At 45.0% G+C, this 25009-nt stretch carries 22 protein-coding genes and 7 tRNA genes; 11 read left to right on the top strand and 18 right to left on the bottom strand.

Features of this window, described 5'->3' with window-relative positions:
- Window positions 1-129: 129 nt before the first annotated feature.
- Window positions 130-1320: a 3-demethoxyubiquinol 3-hydroxylase gene (ubiF, locus tag EL341_RS06280; protein ID WP_126467370.1), complete on the top strand. Its 1191-nt coding sequence runs from the start codon at window positions 130-132 to the stop codon at window positions 1318-1320.
- An 86-nt stretch (window positions 1321-1406) separates the two neighbouring features.
- On the opposite strand, the gene EL341_RS06285 is transcribed toward ubiF, so the two are convergent.
- The 11 genes from EL341_RS06285 to nagB all read right to left on the bottom strand — a co-directional run bounded on the left by EL341_RS06285 (window position 1407) and on the right by nagB (window position 7695).
- A tRNA-Gln gene (locus tag EL341_RS06285) sits at window positions 1407-1481 on the bottom strand.
- Window positions 1482-1506: 25 nt separating this feature from the next.
- A tRNA-Leu gene (locus tag EL341_RS06290) sits at window positions 1507-1591 on the bottom strand.
- A 3-nt stretch (window positions 1592-1594) separates the two neighbouring features.
- Window positions 1595-1671, bottom strand: a tRNA-Met gene (locus EL341_RS06295).
- A gap of 229 nt (window positions 1672-1900) precedes the next feature.
- A tRNA-Gln gene (locus tag EL341_RS06300) sits at window positions 1901-1975 on the bottom strand.
- A gap of 45 nt (window positions 1976-2020) precedes the next feature.
- A tRNA-Gln gene (locus EL341_RS06305) sits at window positions 2021-2095 on the bottom strand.
- A gap of 25 nt (window positions 2096-2120) precedes the next feature.
- A tRNA-Leu gene (locus EL341_RS06310) sits at window positions 2121-2205 on the bottom strand.
- A 3-nt stretch (window positions 2206-2208) separates the two neighbouring features.
- Window positions 2209-2285, bottom strand: a tRNA-Met gene (locus tag EL341_RS06315).
- Between the two features lie 236 nt (window positions 2286-2521).
- Window positions 2522-4189, bottom strand: a complete 1668-nt coding sequence (asnB, locus tag EL341_RS06320) for an asparagine synthase B (protein ID WP_126467372.1) — start codon at window positions 4187-4189, stop codon at window positions 2522-2524.
- A gap of 282 nt (window positions 4190-4471) precedes the next feature.
- Window positions 4472-5695: a DNA-binding transcriptional regulator NagC gene (gene nagC / locus EL341_RS06325; protein WP_074820956.1), complete on the bottom strand. Its 1224-nt coding sequence runs from the start codon at window positions 5693-5695 to the stop codon at window positions 4472-4474.
- A gap of 38 nt (window positions 5696-5733) precedes the next feature.
- Window positions 5734-6873, bottom strand: coding sequence for an N-acetylglucosamine-6-phosphate deacetylase (gene nagA, locus EL341_RS06330; RefSeq protein ID WP_074820957.1), 1140 nt, complete (start codon window positions 6871-6873; stop codon window positions 5734-5736).
- Between the two features lie 21 nt (window positions 6874-6894).
- The gene (gene nagB, locus EL341_RS06335) at window positions 6895-7695 is read right to left on the bottom strand and encodes a glucosamine-6-phosphate deaminase (RefSeq protein ID WP_047780624.1); all 801 of its coding nucleotides are present in this window, start codon (window positions 7693-7695) and stop codon (window positions 6895-6897) included.
- A 380-nt stretch (window positions 7696-8075) separates the two neighbouring features.
- On the opposite strand from nagB, the gene nagE reads away from it, so the two are divergent.
- From nagE to EL341_RS06350, 3 genes are all read left to right on the top strand, one after another.
- A complete protein-coding gene (gene nagE, locus EL341_RS06340; RefSeq protein ID WP_074820960.1) occupies window positions 8076-10019 on the top strand; it encodes a PTS N-acetyl glucosamine transporter subunit IIABC in 1944 nt (647 codons plus the stop codon).
- Window positions 10020-10269: 250 nt separating this feature from the next.
- The gene (gene glnS / locus EL341_RS06345) at window positions 10270-11937 is read left to right on the top strand and encodes a glutamine--tRNA ligase (protein ID WP_047780626.1); all 1668 of its coding nucleotides are present in this window, start codon (window positions 10270-10272) and stop codon (window positions 11935-11937) included.
- A gap of 84 nt (window positions 11938-12021) precedes the next feature.
- A complete protein-coding gene (locus tag EL341_RS06350; protein WP_197723518.1) occupies window positions 12022-12438 on the top strand; it encodes a putative signal transducing protein in 417 nt (138 codons plus the stop codon).
- A gap of 60 nt (window positions 12439-12498) precedes the next feature.
- Here EL341_RS06350 and fur read toward each other — a convergent pair whose 3' ends face one another.
- The 6 genes from fur to EL341_RS06380 all read right to left on the bottom strand — a co-directional run bounded on the left by fur (window position 12499) and on the right by EL341_RS06380 (window position 18358).
- Complete coding sequence (fur, locus tag EL341_RS06355) at window positions 12499-12948, bottom strand: ferric iron uptake transcriptional regulator (protein WP_047780627.1); 450 nt, start codon at window positions 12946-12948, stop codon at window positions 12499-12501.
- Window positions 12949-13559: 611 nt separating this feature from the next.
- On the bottom strand, window positions 13560-13754 hold the full coding sequence (locus EL341_RS06360; RefSeq protein WP_074820964.1) for a YbdD/YjiX family protein: 195 nt from the start codon (window positions 13752-13754) through the stop codon (window positions 13560-13562).
- A 98-nt stretch (window positions 13755-13852) separates the two neighbouring features.
- Complete coding sequence (cstA, locus tag EL341_RS06365; RefSeq protein WP_074820967.1) at window positions 13853-15913, bottom strand: pyruvate/proton symporter CstA; 2061 nt, start codon at window positions 15911-15913, stop codon at window positions 13853-13855.
- Window positions 15914-16506: 593 nt separating this feature from the next.
- On the bottom strand, window positions 16507-17022 hold the full coding sequence (fldA, locus tag EL341_RS06370; RefSeq protein ID WP_047780629.1) for a flavodoxin FldA: 516 nt from the start codon (window positions 17020-17022) through the stop codon (window positions 16507-16509).
- Window positions 17023-17145: 123 nt separating this feature from the next.
- On the bottom strand, window positions 17146-17433 hold the full coding sequence (gene ybfE, locus EL341_RS06375; RefSeq protein ID WP_047780630.1) for a LexA regulated protein: 288 nt from the start codon (window positions 17431-17433) through the stop codon (window positions 17146-17148).
- A gap of 175 nt (window positions 17434-17608) precedes the next feature.
- Window positions 17609-18358, bottom strand: coding sequence for an alpha/beta fold hydrolase (locus EL341_RS06380; protein WP_047780631.1), 750 nt, complete (start codon window positions 18356-18358; stop codon window positions 17609-17611).
- Between the two features lie 96 nt (window positions 18359-18454).
- Between EL341_RS06380 and seqA the strand changes: the two genes are divergently transcribed.
- Together seqA and pgm are read left to right on the top strand one after the other, a co-directional pair.
- On the top strand, window positions 18455-18973 hold the full coding sequence (gene seqA / locus EL341_RS06385) for a replication initiation negative regulator SeqA (RefSeq protein WP_074820970.1): 519 nt from the start codon (window positions 18455-18457) through the stop codon (window positions 18971-18973).
- Between the two features lie 43 nt (window positions 18974-19016).
- A complete protein-coding gene (pgm, locus tag EL341_RS06390; RefSeq protein ID WP_074820973.1) occupies window positions 19017-20660 on the top strand; it encodes a phosphoglucomutase (alpha-D-glucose-1,6-bisphosphate-dependent) in 1644 nt (547 codons plus the stop codon).
- A 138-nt stretch (window positions 20661-20798) separates the two neighbouring features.
- Here the strand turns inward: pgm and EL341_RS06395 are convergent, their stop codons facing one another.
- The gene (locus tag EL341_RS06395) at window positions 20799-21227 is read right to left on the bottom strand and encodes an EamA family transporter (protein WP_047780634.1); all 429 of its coding nucleotides are present in this window, start codon (window positions 21225-21227) and stop codon (window positions 20799-20801) included.
- A gap of 222 nt (window positions 21228-21449) precedes the next feature.
- On the opposite strand from EL341_RS06395, the gene EL341_RS06400 reads away from it, so the two are divergent.
- From EL341_RS06400 to phrB, 5 genes are all read left to right on the top strand, one after another.
- Entirely contained in the window at window positions 21450-21662 is a 213-nt protein-coding gene (locus tag EL341_RS06400) for a hypothetical protein (RefSeq protein WP_047780635.1), read from the top strand.
- On the top strand, window positions 21659-22018 hold the full coding sequence (locus tag EL341_RS06405; protein WP_047780636.1) for a hypothetical protein: 360 nt from the start codon (window positions 21659-21661) through the stop codon (window positions 22016-22018). Before EL341_RS06400 ends, EL341_RS06405 begins: the two co-directional genes overlap by 4 nt.
- A 131-nt stretch (window positions 22019-22149) precedes the next feature.
- On the top strand, window positions 22150-22350 hold the full coding sequence (locus tag EL341_RS06410; RefSeq protein ID WP_047780637.1) for a DUF2517 family protein: 201 nt from the start codon (window positions 22150-22152) through the stop codon (window positions 22348-22350).
- 205 nt (window positions 22351-22555) lie between these two features.
- Window positions 22556-23506: a YbgA family protein gene (locus EL341_RS06415; RefSeq protein ID WP_074820975.1), complete on the top strand. Its 951-nt coding sequence runs from the start codon at window positions 22556-22558 to the stop codon at window positions 23504-23506.
- Between the two features lie 24 nt (window positions 23507-23530).
- Window positions 23531-24964 (top strand): deoxyribodipyrimidine photo-lyase, encoded by a 1434-nt coding sequence (gene phrB, locus EL341_RS06420; RefSeq protein ID WP_074820977.1) that lies wholly within the window; start codon window positions 23531-23533, stop codon window positions 24962-24964.
- The last annotated feature ends 45 nt before the right edge of the window (window positions 24965-25009 follow it).

Here is a 25009-nt window from a genome sequence, read left to right on the forward strand (position 1 = left end):
TATGCAGGGCGCGTATTGTAATGGTTTGTTGGCTCCGTGACCAGTGATTGAATATCTTCAACGCTGAAGGAATTGTAAAAATCCGGTACACTCTGTTTCAGTAGGGTTTAATCGTTGCGTGGTAACGACATGAAAAGCACGATAAAAGATTATGACGCCATTATTATTGGCGGTGGAATGGTCGGCGCGGCAGCGGCATTAGGGCTGGCACAAGCCGGTTGGCATGTCGCGGTAATTGAACATGAACATCCTGAGCCGTTTGTACCAAACAGTGAACCGGATATACGAATTTCGGCAATTGGCTGTACCTCAGTTAATTTACTGCGTCGTTTAGGGGCATGGCAGGATACCGCTAAGATGCGTGTGACGCCTTACCGTAAATTGGAAACTTGGGAATGGAATGAGTCTAAGGTGGTTTTTGATGCCGAGTCTCTCTCATTACCCGAACTAGGATTTATGGTGGAGAATCGACTGTTGCAGTTGGGACTATGGCAACAGTTTCCACAATATACTTCTCTTCATTTGTATTGCCCATCTCAATTAGTATCAATGACGCGATCGACGCAACAGGCTCATCAGTGGGAATTGATACTGAATAGTGGGGAGCACCTGCGTTCTCCATTGGTGATTGGCGCCGATGGAGCCAATTCTATGGTACGCAAATTTGCCGGTATTGGTGTGACCGGATGGCAGTATCGCCAATCCTGTATGCTGATCACCGTTGAGACTGAACAGCCTCAACAAGATGCGACTTGGCAACAGTTTTATCCGTCCGGACCGCGCGCCTTTTTACCGCTATTCGACCAGTATGCTTCTTTGGTCTGGTATGATTCTCCCGCGCGTATTCGTCAGCTTCAAGCGATGACGCTAGCTGAACTGCAAAAAGAGATTCTCCAGGCGTTTCCGGAGCGATTAGGACAGGTGACCGTGAAGGCTGCGGCTTCTTTTCCTTTAGTCAGGCGTCATGCCCAGCAGTATTTCAAATCCGGGGTGGTATTAATTGGTGATGCGGCCCATACCATTAACCCGTTGGCCGGGCAGGGGGTTAATTTGGGATATCGAGATGTTGATACACTGCTAAATGTACTACTAGCGGCGCGTAAGAAAGGCGAAGACTATGCACAAGATGCCGTATTAGGTTGTTATCAATGTCGGCGTTATCCGGATAATCAGCTAATGCAGGCGGGGATGGATATTTTTTATTCGGCGTTCAGTAATCAGCTACCGCCGTTGCGCTTACTGCGTAATGTGGCGTTAATGGCGGCTCAGCGTTCAGGTAAGATAAAAGAATGGGCGTTAAAATATGCTCTGGGCTTGTAAGCGGTATTTACGTCACTGAAAAATAGATATAAAAAAACTCGCATTAGCGAGTTTTTTTATATCTGGAAGACCATAACATAAAGAAATGGCTGGGGTACCAGGATTCGAACCTGGGGATGACGGGATCAAAACCCGTTGCCTTACCGCTTGGCGATACCCCACCAGAATAATGTTATTGAAGGAGAATGGTGCGGGAGGCGAGACTTGAACTCGCACACCTTGCGGCGCCAGAACCTAAATCTGGTGCGTCTACCAATTTCGCCACTCCCGCGAATGGTGGCTACGACGGGATTTGAACCTGTGACCCCATCATTATGAGTGATGTGCTCTAACCAGCTGAGCTACGTAGCCAAACTTCTGCTTAACCTTCAACAACGTTAAGGTGCGCATTATGCGTATCTGTGCCGTTTTCGTCAAGGTTTTGATCCGCTTTATAGCGCAAAATAGAGAGATTTTCTTATTACGGCGTTTTTCTGGCGAAATTTTAGTCAGAGAGAAGAGGGGGAAACCTAAAAGGGATAAATGAGATCGGGAAAAATGATTGAAGTAAAATCAGAGAAAAATAAATCAGGAGAGGAAATGGCTGGGGTACCAGGATTCGAACCTGGGAATGACGGGATCAAAACCCGTTGCCTTACCGCTTGGCGATACCCCAATGGAGAATATTTCCGAGCTGCTTATACAAGCATAAAAAGAAAAATGGCTGGGGTACCAGGATTCGAACCTGGGGATGACGGGATCAAAACCCGTTGCCTTACCGCTTGGCGATACCCCACCCGAGCATTACTATTGAAGGAAAATGGTGCGGGAGGCGAGACTTGAACTCGCACACCTTGCGGCGCCAGAACCTAAATCTGGTGCGTCTACCAATTTCGCCACTCCCGCGAATGGTGGCTACGACGGGATTTGAACCTGTGACCCCATCATTATGAGTGATGTGCTCTAACCAGCTGAGCTACGTAGCCATACATTTGCTTAACCTTCAACGGCGTTGCGGGGCGCATTATGCGTATCTGAATACCGATCGTCAACAAGTTTTTGCTTATATCGGCCTTACTTTTGTCTGATTGTTTGGCTTATAACCGATATGTCGATAAAAGAGACAAAAAAAGGCCTATTTCTATTTTTTAACGACGGTTGGATGGTGGTCAAAATAATAACGAGCTATATCTAGCCCGTTATGATCTTTGTTTAATCTGCATTATTTTTTATAAGCAGATTGATGAACACCTACCGCGCGTCCTGATGGGTCATCCATTTTTTTGAATGATTCATCCCATTCAATGGCTTTAGCAGAAGAACAAGCGACGGATGGGCCACCGGGTACACATTCTGCGGCGCTCGGCAGCGGAAAGAGTTCTTCAAAGATTTCACGATACAGATAAGCCTCCTTAGAGGTGGGCGTATTGTAAGGAAAACGGAACTTGGCATTTTCCAACTGTTGAGTATTAATTTGGTTGTTTGCCACTTCTTTCAAACTATCAATCCAGCTGTATCCCACGCCGTCAGAAAATTGTTCTTTTTGACGCCATGCTACGCTGGCAGGGAGATAGGATTCAAAGCATTCACGAATGATGTGTTTCTCCATCTTGCCATTACCGCACATCTTGTCTTTAGGATTGATATGCATCGCAACATCAAGAAATTTTTTGTCCAGAAACGGTACTCGCGCTTCCACTCCCCAAGCCGCCATGGCTTTATTGGCTCGGGCACAGTCATACATATGTAGCGCCAGCAGCTTACGGACGGTTTCTTCATGGAACTCTTTGGCGTTTGGTGCCTTATGGAAGTAGAGGTAGCCACCAAAGACTTCGTCGGCACCTTCGCCGGACAGGACCATTTTGATGCCCATTGCTTTAATCTTACGTGCCATTAGGTACATTGGCGTTGAGGCGCGAATGGTGGTCACATCATAAGTTTCGATGTGGTAAATCACATCGCGAATGGCATCCATACCTTCCTGAACCGTAAAGTGAATCTCATGATGTACGGTTCCAAGGTGATGGGCGACTTCTTGCGCTGCCGCTAAGTCCGGCGATCCTTCAAGGCCAACCGCAAAGGAGTGAAGTTGTGGCCACCAGGCTTCGCTGCGTTCGCCGTCTTCAATACGACGAGCCGCATATTTTTTGGTGATGGCTGAAATTACCGATGAATCAAGACCGCCAGATAACAGCACGCCGTAGGGCACATCGGACATTAAATGGCTCTTTACCGACTCTTCCAAGGCATTGCGTAACTCATAAGCATCGGTGACATTATCTTTAACACTGTCATATTCCATCCAATCACGTTGATAGTAACGTTGGATTTTATGGTCATGACTGGACAAATAACTTCCGGCCGGAAATTCTTTGAGCGTTTTACAAACCGGAACCAGCGCTTTCATTTCTGAAGCAACATAAAAGTTACCGTGTTCATCATGACCGGTATACATAGGGATAATACCGACATGATCGCGGCCTAGCAGATAGCTGTTATTGGTGCTGTCATACAGAATAAAGGCAAACATACCCTGTAAATCATCGAGAAAATCGATGCCTTTTTCCTGATACAGCGCCAAGATCACTTCGCAGTCAGATTCAGTCTGGAATTCGTATTTATCTTGCAGCTGGCGACGTAATTCCTGGTGATTATAAATTTCACCATTGACGGCCAATACATGAGTATGAGCTGCATTATAAAGGGGCTGAGCGCCATGATTAACACCGACAATAGATAAACGTTCATGAGCCAGTATTGCTGTGTCAGAGGCAAATATGCCCGACCAGTCAGGACCACGGTGGCGCATCAGACGGGACATCTCTAAGGCCTTCTTACGTAGCTCAATGGGGTCAGATTTAATATCGAGTACACCAAATATTGAACACATCGTTATCTCTCTTGTGTTGTTGTCATTGAATTTATTAAAACTTGTTCAGATTAATTTAAGCAAGAATTAAGCCAGAATTTTTATCAGTGAGTTGGCTTACTTGCGCATTATTTATCGTAATACTTACGATCATAGTCGTGAATTTGCACTATGTTGGTGCGATAGGGAATTTATTTCTGTGCAATGCTCGGTCATAGGACTGAGCATTGCTTTTAATCGAGGAGAAGAGCAGGAGAGATACGTTTTAGGGCATAAAGAGCATAACGAGAGGCTACCCGGCCTTTAATCGTTATTTTCCCCTAATAGATGCTGTAATAAAATGCCGTTAAGCATCGAACGCTTAACCAGAGCAAAGGAACCGATGGCGGAACGGTGATCCAACTGAGATGTGACCAGCGGTAGACTTTGTCTGAAATTGATCAGAACCTGATTATCAATACAGCGTTGAATTGCGTTTAATAAAATTTTCTCTGCTTCAGTAAGATCACCAGAGATCACCACTTTCTGCGGGTTAAATAGGTTAATGGCTATGGAAATGGCTTTACCTAACTGATGGCCAACATATTCAATGACGTTAACTGCCAACTCATCCCCTTTATTGGCGGCTTTACAGATGGTGGAAATGCTACAGTCGTCCAGAGTGAGTTTACTGCTATATCCTTGGCTGAGCAGGTTACGTACCCGCTGTTCGATTGCCAGATTAGAGGCAACGGTTTCCAGACAGCCAAAATTACCGCAGTAACAGCGTTCCCCCAGCGGATCGATTTGGATATGACCAATTTCACCGACGTTACGATTTTTACCCAGAAAAATCTGTCCGTTAATAATAAAACCGGCACCGGTTCCGCGGTGTACTCTGACCAGCATCGAGTCTTCACAATCCTGAGTCGCGCCAAAATAGTGTTCAGCAAGCGCTAAGCTACGGATATCATGACCAATAAAGCTGTTAACGTTGAAACGTTCGCGAATCGTTTTGCCTAATTGCCAGTTATCTACCGAGATATGTGGCATATATTTTACTACGCCATCTTCTGGATCAACCAAACCGGGGAGGGATATGGCAATAGCGATTAATTCGCGGATTTTATTGCGGAAGGTTTCAATAAAGCTGGCAATAGCGTGAAGCAGACCTTTTTCCAGCGTTTCTTGAGTGCGTTCAGGTAGGGAATAGGCTTCTTCAGCGATGGATTTCCCAGACAGATTATAGAGCGTAACTGTTGCACCATTACGGCCTAAACGGATGGCGACGGTATGAAAGTGTTTGCTTTCAGTCACGATAGAGACCGCCCGACGGCCACCGGTTGAAGCCTGTTGTTCAACTTCTTTAATCAGACCACGATCTAATAGCTGTCGGGTTATTTTAGTAATGCTGGCAGGGGCCAGTTGGCTGAGTTCAGCGATTTGGATACGGGAGATAGGGCCTTGTTGATCGATTAAACGATAGACTACGGCCCCATTTAACTGCTTTACCAAATCGATGTTACCAATCTGACCACTTGTCGTCATCACTACCTCTGTTATTGCATCACAATGAGTGATGACTATTACTTGAGTGAACCATTAACCCAGGTATGGGTAATTTTGAAATCGTGGGTAAACGCAGTTAGGTTAGCCACTTTGCCTGTTTCAATACTGCCTAATTTTTTGGAAACACCCATTGCTCTGGCGGGGTAGAGCGTTGCCATCCGAATGGCTTCATCCAGAGGTATACCGATATATTGAACGCTGTTTGCTACGGCTTCAATCATGGTTAACGCAGAACCACTCAATGTGCCATTTTCATCAACACATATTCCGTTGCGGTAATATACGGGTTTGCCTGCAAAAATAAAATGGTCAATGTTGGCACCGGCAGGGGCTGTTGCATCAGTGACTAACAGCAGTTTATCGGCCTTCAACCGTTTAGCATTACGTATGCTGGACCAGGCAACATGATGACCATCGGCAATCACGCCGGTATAGATTTCTGGCGTATCAAAAATAGCTCCCATCAATCCCGGTGCACGACCGGTAATCGCTGGCATCGCATTATAAAGGTGGGTTGCGAAGCTGATGCCGGCAGCAAAACCGGTGCGGGCTTCTTCATAGGTGGCATTAGAGTGACCGGCAGAAACAATAATACCCGCTTCAGTGAGCTGACGAATATAGCGACTATCAACCTGCTCCGGTGCCAGCGTAATTTTGGTAATCACGTCGGCATTTTGGCAAAGATAGTCAATCATCGATTGATCGGGCTTACGGATAAAGTCCGGATTATGCGTCCCTTTTTTAGCGACACTAAGATAAGGACCTTCCAGATGAAGACCTAATGCCTGATTAGCGTGGCTGTTTAAATAATCACGCATCACATCAATAGCATATTTCATAAATTCATCACTGGATGTGATTAATGTCGGAAGGTAGCTGGTACAACCTGACTTTTCGTTGGCCTGTTGCATAATTTCAAGGGTTTTAATTGAAATTGCATCCAGTGAATCATTAAATTGAACACCACCGCAGCCATTTAGCTGAACGTCAATAAAACCGGGTGCCAAAATGGCACCTTGCAGGTCTTTAATCTCAATATCCGATGGTAATTCACTTTGCAGACAGACGCGTTGAATCATACCATTGGCAACGATAACCGCATGGTTATCAAGAATATCGTGGCCGGTATAGATCCGGCAGTGGGTTAAAGCATACATAATAAACCCCCGCAGTAGCGACTATAGGTTTTTGATATTTTCCGCTTCTAATTCACGGAAATATTTCACAGTTTTGATTTTTAATTCCATAGTAGATGGTTCATCGCAAACAATAATTGCTTTTGCGTGCAGTTGCAGTGCTGAAACCGTCCACAGGTGGTTAACGCAGCCTTCAACAGCGGCTTCTAATGCTTGAGCCTTATTGAGCCCGGTCACCAAAATCATGACTTCTGCTGCATCCATCAAGGTACCAACACCAATAGTCAGAGCATATTTAGGCACTTTATTGATGTCATTATCAAAGAAGCGCGAGTTGGCGATGCGAGTATCTTGAGTTAATGTTTTTATGCGAGTGCGGGAAGAAAGCGATGAGGCCGGCTCATTAAACGCAATATGTCCATCAATACCTACACCACCCATAAACAAATGGATTTGGCCATAGGATTTGATTTTATCTTCATAGCGTTGGCACTCGGCCTCAACGTCACTGGCGTTACCATCCAGTAAGTTGATATTTTGTGGCTGAATATCAATATGGCTAAAGAAATTGTTATGCATGAACGAATGATAACTTTGTGGATGAGATTGCTCTAACCCGATATATTCATCCATATTAAAGGTGACGACATGTTTAAAACTGACTTCACCCGCTTTATAAAGTTCAATTAAACGCAGGTATGTGGTTAGCGGAGTGCTTCCTGTCGGTAGACCTAACACGAAAGGGCGTTCAGCCGTTGGTTTAAATGCATTAATACGGTTCGCAATATGACGGGCGGACCATAAACCAACGTCTTTTGCACTTTCTAATGGAATAAGTCTCATGTAAATGCCTCTTGGTTACATAACACTGGCTATACTCATATGTGTGAAAATTAACGTGATAGCTTGAAATTAATGACTATAACTATAGTTCACGTTAACAAAACACGCCTTGGATACTGTGTCAAACTAATATTTCATATGATAAAATAAGTTCCGGTTCATAGCTAGTCTTGTGGTTGTTTTATTCATGTTTTTGGTGATGATAATCACAAATCCAGAGGTTTTAATTTGCGATGCGAAATATATTTTTTACACTATGAATTAGTACGATGTAAGTTGGTTGTGTCTTGTCTATCTGACGGTGGCAGAGTTATACGGTAGACGCCTTATTGTTGAGTATAAAAATAGGCCCTATTCAGGGCATTGCAGGGGGAAACAAGGTGAATATACTTGGATTTTTTCAACGACTAGGACGATCGCTACAGCTACCGATCGCCGTATTACCGGTCGCGGCATTATTACTGCGTTTCGGTCAACCAGACTTGTTGGCTCTGCCGTTCATGGCTCAGGCCGGCGCGGCAATATTTGATAACCTGGCACTGATTTTTGCGATTGGTGTGGCTGCAACTTGGTCTAAAGATAATGCAGGTTCAGCTGCGTTAGCCGGTGCGGTAGGTTTCTTTATTCTAACGAAAGCAACGGTAACCATCGAAGCCAGCATTAATATGGGCGTATTAGCCGGTATTATTTCAGGTTTGGTTGGTGGTGCAGTTTATAACCGTTGGTCTGATATTAAACTGCCTGACTTCTTATCATTCTTTGGTGGTAAGCGTTTTGTTCCTATCGCAACAGGGTTCTTTTGTTTAATCCTGGCGGCGATCTTTGGTTATGTCTGGCCTCCGGTTCAGGCAGCTATTGGTGCTGGCGGTGAGTGGATTGTTGCTCAGGGCGCATTAGGTTCTGGTATTTTTGGTTTTGTTAACCGTTTACTGATTCCTACTGGCTTACACCAGGTTCTGAATACCATTGCATGGTTCCAGATCGGTGACTTTACCGATGCTGCTGGCAAAGTATTCCACGGTGATATCAACCGTTTCTATAATGGTGATGCTACTGCCGGGATGTTTATGTCTGGCTTCTTCCCGATCATGATGTTTGGTTTACCGGGTGCAGCACTGGCAATGTACTTTGCCGCTAAACCGGGTCGTCGTGCAGCCGTGGGTGGTTTATTACTGTCCGTTGCGTTAACAGCATTCCTGACAGGCGTAACTGAACCGCTAGAGTTTATGTTTATGTTCTTGGCTCCGGTTCTGTACTTTGTTCACGCTATCCTGACCGGTATTAGCTTGTACGTAGCGACAGCGCTGGGTATTCACGCTGGCTTTACGTTCTCTGCGGGCGCCATTGACTATGCGTTAATGTTTAAACTACCAGCGGCCAGTAGCAACGTCTGGATGCTGTTGGTGATGGGCGTTGTGGCTTTCGTGGTTTACTTCCTGCTGTTCTCGGTCATTATTCGTGCTTTCAACCTGAAAACACCGGGTCGTGAAGATGAAGATGAATTGGAAGCGACACCGGATAACTCTAATACCAGCGAAGGCTTGGATGCATTGGCAACCAGCTACATTGGTATTATCGGTGGTAGTGATAACCTAACCGGTATTGATGCTTGTATTACTCGTTTACGCTTGACGGTAAAAGACTCTGGCATCGTTGATAGTACAGCGGCTAAGCGTTTAGGCGCTGCGGGTGTGGTTAAGTTAAATAAGCAAAGTATTCAGATTATTGTTGGGGCAAAAGCCGAATCCATTGCTGACAGCATGCGTAAAGTGATTGCTGCCGGTACTGCACCTAAAACTCAGGCTGCTGCAACTACAGTATCTGAGCCAGTCGTTAAGCCTCAGGCAGCAGTGAAAAAAGCTGAAGCTATTAGCACCTTAATTTCGCCAATTACCGGTGATATTGTGGCGCTGGAAGCGGTTCCTGATGAAGCATTTGCCAGTAAAGCCGTTGGTGAAGGTATCGCTATTCGCCCAACCGGTAAAATCGTGGTTGCTCCGGCTAACGGTACATTGGTGAAAATTTTCGGTACTAATCACGCATTCTGTCTGGAAACTGAAAACGGTGCAGAAGTGGTGGTTCATATTGGTATTGATACCGTTAAGTTGGATGGTAATGGCTTCAAGCGTTTAGCTGAAGAAGGCGCTACCGTGAAGGCTGGCGATCCGGTACTGGAGTTGGATTTAGATTACTTATCTGCCAATGCAGCTTCTATTATCAGCCCGGTTGTTGTCAGTAATATTGATGATTTTAGCGGTATCATTGATGTGGCTAGCGGTAGTGTAGTGGCCGGTCAGTCCAAACTGTTCGATATTAAAGGATAAGATTTAACGCTTATCTGGCCGATATATTGTGTGAAGCGGGAAGGGTAACCTTCCCGCTTTTTTTATTTATTGGCTTTTTAAGGTAAAATAACGGCAATAAATATAGCGATGACGAGGTTATAATCAGCGGCTTTCTACTTGACGGCTGACTTTGCTGTAACTAACGGTTGTGTCCTGAGGGCGGTTGTTAGATTATAAGAGGTTATAACGTTGTGATCGCTTTTGCATTTTGCATACGAGGAAAAAGTAAATGAGTGAGGCTGAAGTTCGCCCAACTAATTTTATTCGTCATATTATTGACGAAGATTTAGCATCAGGTAAACACACGACTATCGTGACCCGTTTTCCACCTGAGCCGAACGGATATCTGCATATTGGGCATGCGAAGTCCATTTGCCTGAACTTTGGCATTGCGCAGGACTATCAAGGTCTGTGTAATTTGCGTTTTGATGACACTAACCCGGTAAAAGAAGATATCGAGTATGTTGAGTCAATCAAGAATGATGTTCAGTGGTTAGGTTTTCATTGGGATGGCGCAGTGCGCTACTCTTCTGACTATTTTGATCAGTTACATCAGTATGCGGTTGAATTAATCAGCAAAGGCTTAGCCTATGTGGATGAGCTGAGTCCTGAAGAGATGCGTGAATACCGTGGAACGCTGACTCAGCCGGGGAAAAATAGCCCATATCGCGATCGCAGCATAGAAGAAAACCTTGCGCTGTTTGAGAAAATGAAAAACGGTGAATTTGCTGAGGGTAAAGCTTGTTTGCGTGCCAAGATCGATATGGCATCCTCTTTTATCGTTATGCGCGACCCTGTTCTGTATCGGATTAAATTTGCCGATCACCATCAGACCGGTAATAAGTGGTGCATCTACCCGATGTATGACTTTACCCACTGCATTTCAGATGCGCTGGAGGGAATAACTCACTCTCTGTGTACGTTGGAATTCCAAGATAACCGTCGTCTGTATGATTGGGTGTTGGACAATATCACCATTCCTTGTCATCCACATCAGTACGAGTTTTCTCGCCTGAATTTAGAATACGCCATTATGTCAAAGCGTAAGCTGAATTTGCTGGTGACTGAAAATAGGGTAGAAGGATGGGACGATCCGCGGATGCCGACCATTTCGGGTCTGCGTCGTCGTGGTTATACGGCCGCTTCAATCCGTGAATTCTGCCGTCGCATTGGCGTAACTAAACAAGATAACAACGTAGAAATGGTGGCGTTAGAAACCTGCATACGTGAAGATTTAAACGAGAATGCACCGCGGGCCATGGCCGTATTGAATCCGGTTAAAGTTATTATTGAGAACGTACCGGAAGGGCACGAAGAATGGTTAACCGTTGGGGCTCACCCGAATAAGCCTGAAATGGGAACCCGCAGTGTACCGTTTAGCCGTGAGATTTACATCGATCGCGCAGACTTCCGTGAAGAAGCCAATAAGCAATATAAGCGCTTGGTTTTAGGTAAAGAAGTCCGTCTGAGAAATGCTTATGTGATCAAAGCTGAGCGGGTTGAGAAAGATGCTCAGGGTGAAATTACCACCATTTACTGTAGTTATGATTCGGCAACCTTGGGTAAAGATCCGGCGGATGGCCGTAAGGTGAAAGGTGTTATTCATTGGGTTTCGGTTTCTCACGCACTACCTGCTGAATTCCGTTTGTATGAATGCTTATTTAATGTGGCGAACCCTGGGGCGGCAGATGACTTCTTGTCTACGATTAACCCAGAGTCCTTAACCATTGCCCATGGTTTTGTTGAGCCAAGCCTAAAAGAGGCTCAGCCTGAGTTTGCTTATCAGTTCGAACGTGAAGGATATTTCTGCGCTGATAATCGTCATTCATCAACGGATAATCTGGTATTTAACCGCACGGTGGGTCTGCGCGATACCTGGGCTTCTCAAGCCAGCTAGTATGCCAGATTGACAATATGCTTGAATAAAAAATGCCCGCCAGCATAAACTGACGGGCATTTTTTTAAGGCGAAGGAAGATATTATGGGGCCGTTGGTTGTAGTGGGGCGATACTCTTTTCCACTTGAGGCGCAAATTGCTAAAAGTAATCTTCAGGCCGCTGGCATCCGCGCGTATATTGCCGATGAGCATACCATTAATATGCAGTGGCTTTATTCTGATGCGTTAGGTGGCGTCAGGCTAATGGTGGCTGAGCAGGATGCGCAGGAAGCCGAAGAGATTTTGCAGCAGGATTTCTCACTATCGATAGCGGAGACGGAAATTCCCGACAGTGATGTTGAGAGTGATTGGATTTGTCCTGCTTGCGGGAGCCATAATGTTGCTCTCTTTACCAAGGGAAAGAAATCCGCTTTTGTGATTTTTATTCTGCTGGGTTTTCCACTTTTTTTCTATCAGCATGGAATTAAGTGTAACGATTGCGGTAAATTCAGCAAAAAATAATGCCAGCAATTATGCTGGCAATTGTCGCTGCTATGATAGCAGTCTGAAAGAATGAGCTAATTAACCACGGGAGTCGTGCAAATTCTCATCTTTACGGCAGTCACCGGATATACACTTACCATACAAATACAGGCTGTGGTTGGTTAGTTTAATATTATATCTTTCGGATATATCCCGTTGACGCTGTTCGATCAATTCATCGCTAAACTCAATAACTCGGCCGCAGTCCAGACAGATTAAATGGTCATGATGATGTTTTTGCGTTAGTTCAAAAACGGATTTACCACCTTCAAAGCTGTGGCGGGTGACAATGCCGGCATCATCAAACTGGTTTAAAACGCGATAGACGGTGGCAAGACCAATCTCTTCTCCCATATCGATCAGACGTTTATATAAATCTTCCGCGCTAACGTGATGATTCTCAGGCCCCTGAAGTATTTCCAGAATTTTAAGTCTAGGAAGGGTAACTTTCAGTCCAGCCTTCTTCAGTGCGATATTATTATCAGTCATGCAGATTTCTTCCTAAATTCGGGACGCCATGAGTCTTTAGCGAACGGTTAACAAAAATATAATATAGCATTATAGGGTCAGATACATGAAATAGGAACCACAAGGTATGTAGGGGAATCCGATTACACTGATAGCTATCATTATGGTTTTATGGAAATTTCATCTCCACTTTTTTACTTTGCTATTGATTTGCTGAGGCGTATTGAGCCGTAACCAGCCAATCCTTTCTTAGCCCATCAACAAGTCAATGAGGTTCGATAATTACTAAGAAGGCCAAATGAGGCAGGTTAATTGCCCATTGAGAACCATAGTCAAAGCTAACCATGCGATGTGCATTTTGTACAATGACTCATTCACCAGGTTCGCTAACAATAATCAAAATACTTATATAGCGTAGCATGTGATTAGCCTATTTTTCGATGGTTGTTGCTATAAATGGGCCAATAAGTTTGATATTAGCGCTATCTTGCTCAAAACATGAGAAATAATGTTATCACGCAATCTATGAATTATTGGGTTAATGGATTGTTTTAAGCGAAGGATTAATCAATTGGCTTTCTTTGAGGCTGAAAAGCCGGTTACGATGGTAACCGGCAAAGGACATAATCTATTTAACAACAGGGGCCATTGCCTCCGCCGTAGCGTGCTTTCTGACGTTCCCGGAAGAATTCCTCATAGGTCATCACTTCCCGATCCGGATGGGTCAGGTGCATATGCTGGACGTAATTATCGTAGTCAGGCATACCCACCATTAAACGAGCCGCCTGCCCAAGATAGCGACCTACTTTTGCTAAGTCTTCAAACATAAGTATTGGCCTCCTTTTTATGGTGGCAGTATTGCTAAAAACTTTTGCATACTGCCATTTTTATGCTTGGCGATTAATGGTTTTTAGCCATCAGTCAGTTATTGTATTGATGCTGGAAATGGTTGGTAAGGCACTTCATTCGCCGTTGGTTGAGGATTAGCCTTGGCTTTGAAGGCCGTACGCAAACCGAAAACCACCACGCTGAGCATGACCAACATAAAGAGGATGGTCAGTCCGGCATCTAATTGGTTGTTGAATATCAGCGCGCTCATTTGATCGAGTGATTTAGCCGGAGCCAGAATTTCACCCTTATCCAAGGATGCCTGATATTTATTCGCCAGAGCCAAGAAGCCAACGCGCGGGTTAGCATCGAATACTTTCTGCCATCCGGCGGTGAGCGTACAAACCAGCAGGAAAATAGTTGGGATCACGGCGACCCAGGCATATTTTTCTCGCTTCATTTTGAACAGCACTACTGCGCACAGCGTTAGGGCGATAGCCGCCAGCATCTGGTTAGCAATACCGAACAGCGGCCACAGGGTATTGATTCCACCTAATGGGTCCACAACGCCTTGATAGAGGAAATAACCCCATGCGGCAACACACAGCGCTGTTGCTGTAATGTTGGCAACAAAAGAGTCGGTACGTTTCATTGAAGGGACAAATGTTCCTAGCAGGTCTTGCAGCATAAAACGTCCTGCTCGGGTACCTGCATCCACCGCGGTCAGAATAAACAAGGCTTCAAACAGGATAGCGAAGTGATACCAGAATGCCATCATGGTTGGGCCAGTAATCTGACTCAGGATATGTGCCATACCCACAGCCAAAGTAGGAGCACCTCCGGCACGGGAAACAATGGTGGTTTCCCCAACGTCTTTGGCATATTGAACCAGTACGTCTGGCGTAATGGTAAAGCCCCATGAACTGACAACGGTAGCCGCAGATTCAACCGTTGGTCCTAATATTGCTAATGGGCTGTTCATCGCAAAATAAACGCCAGGGTCGATAACTGAAGCCGCTATCAATGCCATAATGGCGACAAATGACTCCATCAACATACCGCCATAGCCAATAAAGCGGGCGTGGCTTTCATTCTCTAACATTTTGGGCGTGGTACCTGAGGCGATCAGGGCATGGAAGCCGGAGATTGCACCGCAGGCAATAGTAATAAACAGGAAGGGGAATAGATTGCCTGCCCATACCGGACCAGTACCATCAATAAATTGGGTGGTGGCTGGCATCTCTAGTTTAGGGGCAATAATCACGATACCAATGGCCAAGCCAACGATGGTGCCAATTTTCAAGAACGTTGACAGGTAATCACGGGGTGCCAGCAGCAACCAGACGGGTAACACTGAAGCAATGCCACCATAGATAATCAGTGCCCAAGTGAGTTCTACCCCGGTGAGGGTAAAGAAGGGCGCTAGCGTTTCACTTTTAGCCACTTCTCCGCCATAGATAATGGCCAGCATCAGTAGCACAAATCCGATAACGGAAACCTCGCCGATTTTACCCGGACGAATATAGCGAGTATATACACCCATAAACAGAGCAATCGGAATTGTCACACCAACGGTAAATGCCCCCCATGGGCTGCTAATCAGAGCTTTAACCACGATTAACGCCAGCACCGCCAGTATGATAATCATAATCATAAAGGCGCCAAACAGGGCAATAACACCGGGCACTTGACCCAGCTCGGCTTTCACTAAATCACCCAATGAGCGACCGTCGCGACGAGTGGAGACAAACAACACCATAAAGTCTTGAACAGCACCCGCTAGCACCACACCGGCCAGAATCCAGATCATACCCGGTAAGTAACCCATTTGCGCTGCCAGAACCGGACCGACCAACGGCCCCGCGCCGGCAATGGCTGCAAAGTGGTGACCATAAAGAACATATTTATTGGTTGGGACGTAATCCAGACCATCATTGTGACGATAGGCTGGCGTCATACGAGTGGGATCAAGGCGTAATACTTTATTAGCAATGAATTTACTGTAATAGCGATAAGCAATTAAATAGACGGATACGGCAACAACAACAATCCAAAGTGCGTTGACCTTTTCACCATTGTTTAATGCAATTATAGCGAGCCCACAGGCGCCAAGAATAGCGATTGCAAACCAGATAATATAGGATGCTATGCTGCGCATAGACGCTCCTCCTCGTTATTTAAGAAGATAGATATAAAATTGAATTCACGTATTTAGCATGCCGAATGCATATTTATTATAAAGAAATCATAATAATAGAAAGTAAATCTATTCAGGCATGGCAATAAAACAATGTCAGCACTCCGTCAGATATTATATTATCTCTATGATGTTCCTCTTTATTTATGATCGCGAATGCCTGTCACCCGATGAGGGCTGCATGCAGTGTATTTGCCGTATGATGTATTTATATAGTTGAAATTCTTTTAATAAACCTATTGCCAATATTAACTGTTAATTTACTAATGGAATTTAACAATTAACAGAGTAAAAATGAGCTATAAGCTTTTATAGTGTATCAACAGATTTAGAATATGAGTTTGCACTTGCTCACAGGTTAGTAAAATTTTTGATTTAAATCGGCCAATGAAAACCTTATATATTCTGAGGTAATGGCAAATGCTAATAATTAGAAGGGGATACATTGGTTGGATATAATAACCACCAGATACTCTCTGGTGGTTATTATATATTTGATTAATTCTGAATATAGACTACGGGCTTAATATGTCGTACAAATAATAAAAAATAAATCAGGCAAGATTCATTTCATCAATAATTTGTTTAACCCATGCGGATACACGCTCAGAGGTCAATTCAGGTTGACGATCTTCGTCAATGGCTAAGCCGATAAAATGGTCGTCATCCGCTAAGCCTTTAGAGGCTTCAAAATGGTAGCTGGCGGTTGGCCAGTTGCCAACAATCGTTGCGCCATGTGGTTCAATAATATCGCGAATAGTGCCCATTGCATCACAGAAATATTCTGCGTAGTCTTCCTGATCGCCACAGCCAAAGATAGCAACCAGTTTACCTTCGAAATCGATCTCTTCCAGCGTTGGGAAAAAATCATCCCAGTCACATTGTGCTTCGCCGTAGTACCAAGTCGGAATACCCAGTAGCAGAGTATCAAAGCGTTCGATATCTTCTTTACTGCTTTTGGCGATATCGTGAATTTCTGCGACCTCTTTACCCAGTTGCTTTTGGATCATTTTGGCAATGTTTTCAGTATTGCCAGTGTCGCTACCAAAGAAAATACCTACGGTTGCCATTGTGTATTACACCTTTATAAATATTAATCAGTCGTATTCAATAATATAACATTGTTGACGTTGGTTGGCATCGTTAATCTGTGTCAACCAACATCAGTGATAGAGGGCATATGGTGATTTTTATCATCGCTTACTCGTCGTTTTTTTATACTCATTTAACAGCAGTAATTCGACCAGTTCGCTGCGGTTGATCCCTTGTTTAGCCGAAAGCTCATCAATGATATCAACGGCGTCTTGCGATAGTTTCAATTCAACGCGTTTTAAGCCGCGGACTCTATCACGGCGCAACTGATTACGTTTATTGATTCTCAGTTGTTGATCGCGGGATAACGGGCTGGTTTTAGGTCGCCCCGGTCGACGCTCGTCAGCGAAAAGATCCAGCGTGGTACGATCTAATTGTTCTTTTGCCATACACTCAAAACACATCATCAGATAAAGATAAGACTAACCGACCCGTTTAGTCGCCCCAGCAAAACTGAAATTTCACGCGTTAGCGTGGCAGCGGATAATAGCGCAGTAGAATCCGCCCGCCAATGGCTAAACTGGGTTATCCGCTAAATGTTGGTTGAATTTCAACCGAGTTAGCTCAATTTTGCAAAAATTTGCGAATAATCCGTATAACGTGTTGAGGTTTTTCGGCATGAACCCAATGCCCACAGCCGGCAACCACGTAGGCTCTGGCCTGTGGAAATTGATGGGCAATGGCAGTGCGATAGCTATCCTGAATATAGGGGGATAGCTCACCGCGAATAAAAATCACCGGCTTATTCCATTCTGGCACTGTCTGCCAGCCAATAATATCCCCATAACGCTGCTGCAATACCGGCAAGTTGAAGCGCCACTCTCCAGCATGAAAGGATTTGAGTAAGAATTGAATAACACCTTCATGTAAGTTTAATTGGCGCATAATTTCCGATGCTTCAGAACGTTGCTTCACTCCTGATTGGGTTACGGCATTTAATGCGGCAAAAACATCGTCATGGTGACTTTCCTGATAGGCAACGGGGGCAATGTCGATAACCACTAATTGCTTAATTAACGCAGGGGCTAATTCGGTCAGCTTCATCGCCACTTTACCGCCCATCGAGTGGCCTACCAGCGTGATATTCTCCAGTGCCAGCTCGTTCAACAGGGTAAGCAGGTCTTCTGCCATGACCTGATAATCCATCTCTGATGAATGGGGGGAAAGACCGTGATTACGCAAGTCAACTTGTAGGATTTGGTAATCTTGCTGTAGGTCTCTGGCCAGAACGCCCAGATTATCTAAACTGCCAAACAGGCCGTGAATAAGAACGATAATCTGACCATTCCCTTGAAGGCGATAGTTTAATTTCATAACAATGTCACATATTCAGTTGCTTTACGTTAGAGTATCACGATACGAACTTGTATAATTACCAAGAACACTCTGAAAAAGAATTATAGGACAAAGATGAAAACTATCGAAGTTGATGAAGAGCTTTATCGTTATATCGCCAGTCATACCTTACATATTGGCGAAAGCGCTTCTGAAATTTTACGTCGGATGCTCAAGCTGGCACCGGTAGTGGCCGAAAAAAATGAAGAGGCAGTTGTGGTGCCGGAAGTGGCAGCTGCGCCGGTCGATCGTGTTCATAAGGTTCAGAAGCTGCTGAGTTCCGCAGACTTCAAAGAACAGAAAAAAGCCGTGGATCGTTTTTTGCTGATACTGTCAACGTTATATCATGCTGATAAGCAAAGTTTTTCTGAAGCTACCGAATCACTGCACGGCCGTACTCGCATCTATTTCTCTCATTCGCAGGAAACGCTGCTAAAAAATGGTCGTCATACCAAGCCTAAAAGCATACCGGAAACCCCTTATTGGGTTATCACCAATACCAACACCGAACGTAAACGCAGCATGATTGTGCAGATTATGTCTGCGATGCAGTTTACTGCGGAACTGAGTGAAGAGATTTGTTTGACGATCTAGTTTTTAATATAAATTTATTTAATTAATTATCAGGGAGAGTCTAATGGCAAATGATCCACGAGCCGGGCAGTTAGCGCGGCAAAGTGATTTGATTAATATACCTCAGCTGATAGCTGAGTATTATGTTTTACAGCCTGACTGTGAGAATCCTGCGCATTCTGTCAAATTTGGCACCTCTGGTCATCGTGGTAGCGCCGGTAGACAAAGTTTTAATGAAATGCATATTTTGGCCATTGCTCAAGCTATCGCTGAGAATCGCGCGATCAATGGTATTACCGGTCCTTGTTTTGTGGGTAAAGATACCCATGGTTTATCTGAGCCAGCTTTTGTTTCCGTGTTGGAAGTGCTGACCGCAAACGGCATTGATGTGGTGATTCAGCAGAGTAATGGCTTCACGCCAACGCCGGTTATTTCCCATGCCATCCTCTGTTATAACCGTGAGGGGAAAGCGTCCGCTGACGGTATTGTGATTACGCCTTCCCATAATCCACCGGAAGACGGTGGGATTAAATATAATCCACCGAACGGTGGACCGGCAGATACCAATTTAACCCAATGGATTGAAAATCGAGCCAATGAGTTATTAGGTAATAAATTGCAGGGTGTTAAACGGCTGACGATGTCGGCAGCACAGCAAAGCGGACATATTCACGCTCAGGATCTCGTTCAACCTTACGTTGAGCAATTGGTTCACGTGGTTGATATGCCCGCCATTCAGCATGCTGGGCTATCGATTGGCGTCGATCCGCTGGGGGGAGCCGGTATTGAATATTGGCAGCGTATTGCTGACTTCTACCGCCTGAATCTAAAATTGGTGAATGACGCAGTTGATCCTTCTTTCCGTTTTATGCATTTGGACCATGATGGTGCTATTCGGATGGACTGTTCATCCGAATGGGCTATGGCGGGTTTATTAGCGCTTAAAGGTAAGTTCGATTTGGCCTTTGCCAATGACCCTGATTATGATCGCCACGGCATCGTGACGCCGAAAGGGTTAATGAATCCGAATCATTATCTTGCGGTATCCATTGATTATTTATTTCAGCATCGTCCTCAATGGGGCAAAGATATTGGTGTCGGTAAGACACTGGTATCCAGCGCAATGATCGATCGCGTGGTTGCCAGTCAGGGGCGTAAGCTGGTGGAAGTCCCGGTTGGGTTCAAGTGGTTTGTCGACGGATTATTTAATGGTTCTTTAGGATTTGGTGGTGAAGAGAGCGCCGGCGCTTCTTTTTTACGCTTTGATGGCACGCCATGGTCAACGGATAAAGATGGCATCATTATGTGTTTACTGGCAGCTGAAATTACAGCGGTGACGGGTAAGAATCCTCAGGAACACTATGAACAGCTCGCTCAGCGTTTTGGTGCGCCGAGTTATAACCGGATTCAGGCTCCGGCTACCCATGCACAAAAAGCCATTTTGTCTAAGCTATCCCCTGAAATGGTCACGGAAGATACATTAGCCGGGGATAAAATTACCGCGCGCCTGACTACTGCGCCAGGAAATGGTGCGGCGATTGGTGGTTTGAAAGTGATGACGGATAATGGTTGGTTTGCCGCCCGACCGTCAGGCACGGAAGAAGCCTATAAAATTTATTGCGAAAGTTTTTTAGGTAAACAACACCGTGAAAAAATTGAGCATGAAGCGGTAGAGATTGTTAACTCAGTATTAGCTAATGCCAAATAAGTTGGGTTAGTGTCTGAGAACAGGGTGCAGCATGAGTAACATCCTTTAACCATCAGCACGACCATGGTTGTTTAAATCCGGTGCGTTAGATTATAACGCGCCGGATTTTCATTTCAGCTTGGTGTAAATCGTTAACCGCTAGCCTAATGCCACCAGCAGCGCACCAACGGAAATTAAGCCGATGCCAATGCCGGTGAACAATGTCACTTTTTCACCAAACAAAATAACCGCGAAAATCACGGCAAAAACGACGCTGAGTTTATCTATTGGAGCTACCTGAGAGACGGTTCCATACTTGATAGCCATAAAATAGAATAACCATGACAGCGCGCCAGCGATGCCGCTAAAAATAATAAACATCAGCGCCTTGCGATCGGCGAGAATCTCGCTGACTAATTCTAGCTTCCCCTGAACCACAACCACACCAACCAGAAAAATCGCCATCACAATCGAGCGAATGGCTGTAGCGGTATTGGCATCCAGATGCTGCAAACCTATTTTGCCAAATATAGCGACGAATGCGGCGGTAATTGCCGATAACAGCGCATAGATAAGCCAGGTACTCATTTTTTGTCCTTTATTGTTTTCTTGCTGTGATTCATAGATGAATAACCTTAACGATAATAAGACTAATTCTCAATGCCGGGCAAGCTGTAACGAATAGAAAACGTTAATTAAGTATGCCCGTTGTTTATTTGAATTAATGCCGCAATTTTATTATCTGCAACTGGAGTAGGAGGCGTTAGCTGATTATGTTACGTGAATCATTAATCATACTAAGGATAAACCATGACAGGACGACCTAAGATCAATGACCAACAGGCGCTGTTTTTACAGCGTAATATTTATCAACATCTGCATAATACCGTATTGCAGGCGGCGCTAACGGGAATGGATGAGGTCACTACCAGTAGAACAGTGGTGCAAAAAATAGTACAGCAAATGGTCGATGATAAAGTTTCCGCCAGCATTCAGACAAACCCTGGTAGGTCGCCGCGATGACAACATGCGAATCTCAACTCTATTTTACTCATCAATTTATCAACATGTTGACGGATGGTGTTAATCGTTCAGTCATTAATCTTGACTGGATCCGACAAACGCTATTACCGAATATTCAGCGTTACCCTCATCAGGGGCGATTGTTTCTTAACCGAACTGCCACCAATAGTGATAACCAACGTCTGAGATGGCAGCTTGCTCAGCGATTTAACTGCTATGAGCTGAGAGAGATGAGTGAAAATGGTTGGCTGATACTCTACTTAAATGAGTTACCTCGCGTTTATTTATTGGCGTTAATCCCGTTATCTTTATCCGACAATCAGGATTTTGAGAGTGAATGGCGAGAGGCTGATTAATAATTTGATAATAACTGGTCGGATCAGTTGAGTGTATCTCTGCAATGCGTTAAGATAAAAAGTATATTGAGTCATCACATTAATCACATTGCGATTGATTTTGTCGATCTGTTTATAAAGGAGGGCATGCTATGTACCAGAGATATCCGCTCTACCGAATTGTGTTGCGCCGGATGGGCGTTATTTTACTGGCGTTTGTAACACTGCCATTTATGGTGTTTCGTCATGATAAAAGTCGCTATTACAGCTACTTGCACCGAGTGTGGAGTAAGACCAGTACTAAGCCTGTGTGGTTATCTCTGGCAGAAAAGGCCCCAAAAGATTTTTATTAATCGCCTGATAGATAGTCTGCTTTAAACGTGAGAGTTATTACTTTAATAAACCCCTGATAATGTCAGGGGTTTATTTTTGATAGCTGTTTTTTAATGTAAGGATGACGCCAGAGTTATTATTAGCTGAAGCTAATCAACATTTTTAATATCGTTCTATACTCTATTTCAATCGGTTAACCTATTATGACTCAGGATGATTACCGCGATGAACGGAAAGATTCCCATCGGTGTCAGCGCTTGCCTGCTGGGTGAGCAAGTTCGTTTTGATGGCGGACATAAACGTTTCGATTTTTTGTGTGACGATTTGGCTCCCTACGTCGATTTGCAACCAATTTGCCCAGAGATGGCGATAGGCTTGCCATCCCCACGACCGGCATTGCGCTTGATTCAACAGGGTAACGATATTTCGCTGGTAACCAGCCGAGATAACACTATTGATTATACCGATAAAATGCAGGCATTTTCTGTGGCAAAAGCTCCGCAGCTTAGCCAGCTAAGTGGATTTATCGTGTGTGCCAAATCTCCCAGCTGTGGTATGGAGCGCGTGTCGGTTTATTCGCCAAAGGGCGATTCGGCACAAAAGCTAGGGGTTGGCTTGTTTACCGCTCAACTGATGAAAACGCTACCTTGGCTTCCGGTGGAAGAAAACGGCCGATTGAACGATCCACTGCTGCGGGAAAACTTTATTATCCGTATTTTTGCCCTTAGGGAACTGAATCAGCTTTATGCATCTGGACTAAGTAAAGGGGCACTGATTGCTTACCATAGCCGCTATAAGCTATTACTCTTGGCGCATTCACAGCCGGAGTATCGCAAAATAGGGCCTTTTGTCGCGGCGATTGATCAGATGCCAATTGAGGCGTTTTTTTACGCCTATCGGCTGCAATTGATGCAGCTATTGGCCAAGCCAGCAACCCGACAGAATCACACGAATGTCTTGCAGCATATTCAAGGGTATTTCCGACGTTATTTAACGGCAACACAGCGACAGGCGTTGGCCGAATTAATCGATCGTTATCGGTTAGGAACCCAGCCGCTGTTAGCGCCGATTACGTTGTTGAAACATTATCTGGCGGAGTACCCGGATACCTATCTCAGCCAGCAACGCTATTTTGATCCTTATCCGGAAGCGCTAAGATTACGTTATGGTGTTTGAACACAATATTAAGGCAGGCCACTAATGGCAACCCATTTGGTATGGTTTAGAAATGATTTACGCATAACGGATAACACCGCATTAACCGCTGCCTGCCAGCATCCTTCCGATCGCGTTATTGCACTATATATCGCAACGCCTCAGCAGTGGCATCAGCATGATATGGCGCCGGTACAGGCCGGGTTTATTTACTCTAATCTGTGTACGTTGCAACAATCCCTTGCGGCGATTGGAATCCCTTTGTTAGTTCTTGAGGTGAATGATTTTGGTGGCATTGCAGCAGCGATAGCTCAGGTATGTCAGCAACATCAGGTCGATGCGCTTTTTTATAATCGTCAGTATCCGCTGAATGAGCGTCGGCGAGACCAGTCAGTGGAACTGGCATTATCTTCCTCGGTGGTTTGCCATAGTTTTGACGATGCCTTACTGTTTCCCCCAATGTCTATTCTGACCGGGAAGGGGGAGATGTATCAGATTTATACGCCATTTCGCCATGCCTTGATTCACCATTTACAAACCAAGCTGCAACCGGTGCTACCCGCGCCGAAACAGCGTGGGGGGGAAGTTAATACGACAGATATCCCCCCGTTTAATTATCCGCTTGATTCACACGATGCGTTTCCCGCCGGTGAACAGCCAGCCTTGCAACGTCTAAGACGATTTTGTCGTGAAAATGTCATGGATTATGAACGTTATCGGGATATTCCAGCACAGGATATGACCAGTCGATTATCGCCCTATTTGGCGATTGGCGTGTTATCGGTTCGCCAGTGTTATCACCGTTTACTCGCTGAATCTGCTGATTTCCTGCTGCAACCGCAGTCTGGTGCATTTGCCTGGTTTAACGAGTTGGCGTGGCGTGAGTTTTACCACCATCTGTTGGTGGCTTGGCCAAAATTATCGATGAATAAGCCTTTTATCGGCTGGACCGAGCGTATCCATTGGAACCCCAGTCACGATGATTTTCAACGCTGGTGTGACGGAGAAACCGGTTATCCCATCGTGGATGCGGCAATGCGTCAGATGAATCACACCGGCTGGATGCATAATCGGTTACGAATGATTGTTGCCAGTTTTTTAGTCAAGGATTTACTGATCGATTGGCGTCGTGGAGAACGCTATTTTATGTCTCGTCTGATTGACGGCGATCTGGCGGCGAATAACGGCGGCTGGCAGTGGGCGGCGTCCACTGGCACCGATGCTGCACCTTATTTCCGCATTTTTAACCCGACCACTCAGGGGAAAAGGTTTGACCCGCAGGGACACTTTATCCGTCAGTGGTTGCCCGAGTTAGGCGATGTGCCGGATAAATGGATACATACTCCTCATCAATGGTCGGAGAAACAGGGAAAGCCTATCGACTATCCAACACCGATAGTCGATCACGCCACAGCCAGAATAGCGACATTAGTGGCGTTTGAGCAGGCAAGAAAACCGCAGGCGATAGGGGAAGATTAAGGGTTATTGATGCTCAATTTATTTACCGCGTTAACAGTTTTATCG

Source organism: Pragia fontium (assembly GCF_900638655.1).
In the GTDB taxonomy this organism is placed as follows: domain Bacteria; phylum Pseudomonadota; class Gammaproteobacteria; order Enterobacterales; family Enterobacteriaceae; genus Pragia; species Pragia fontium.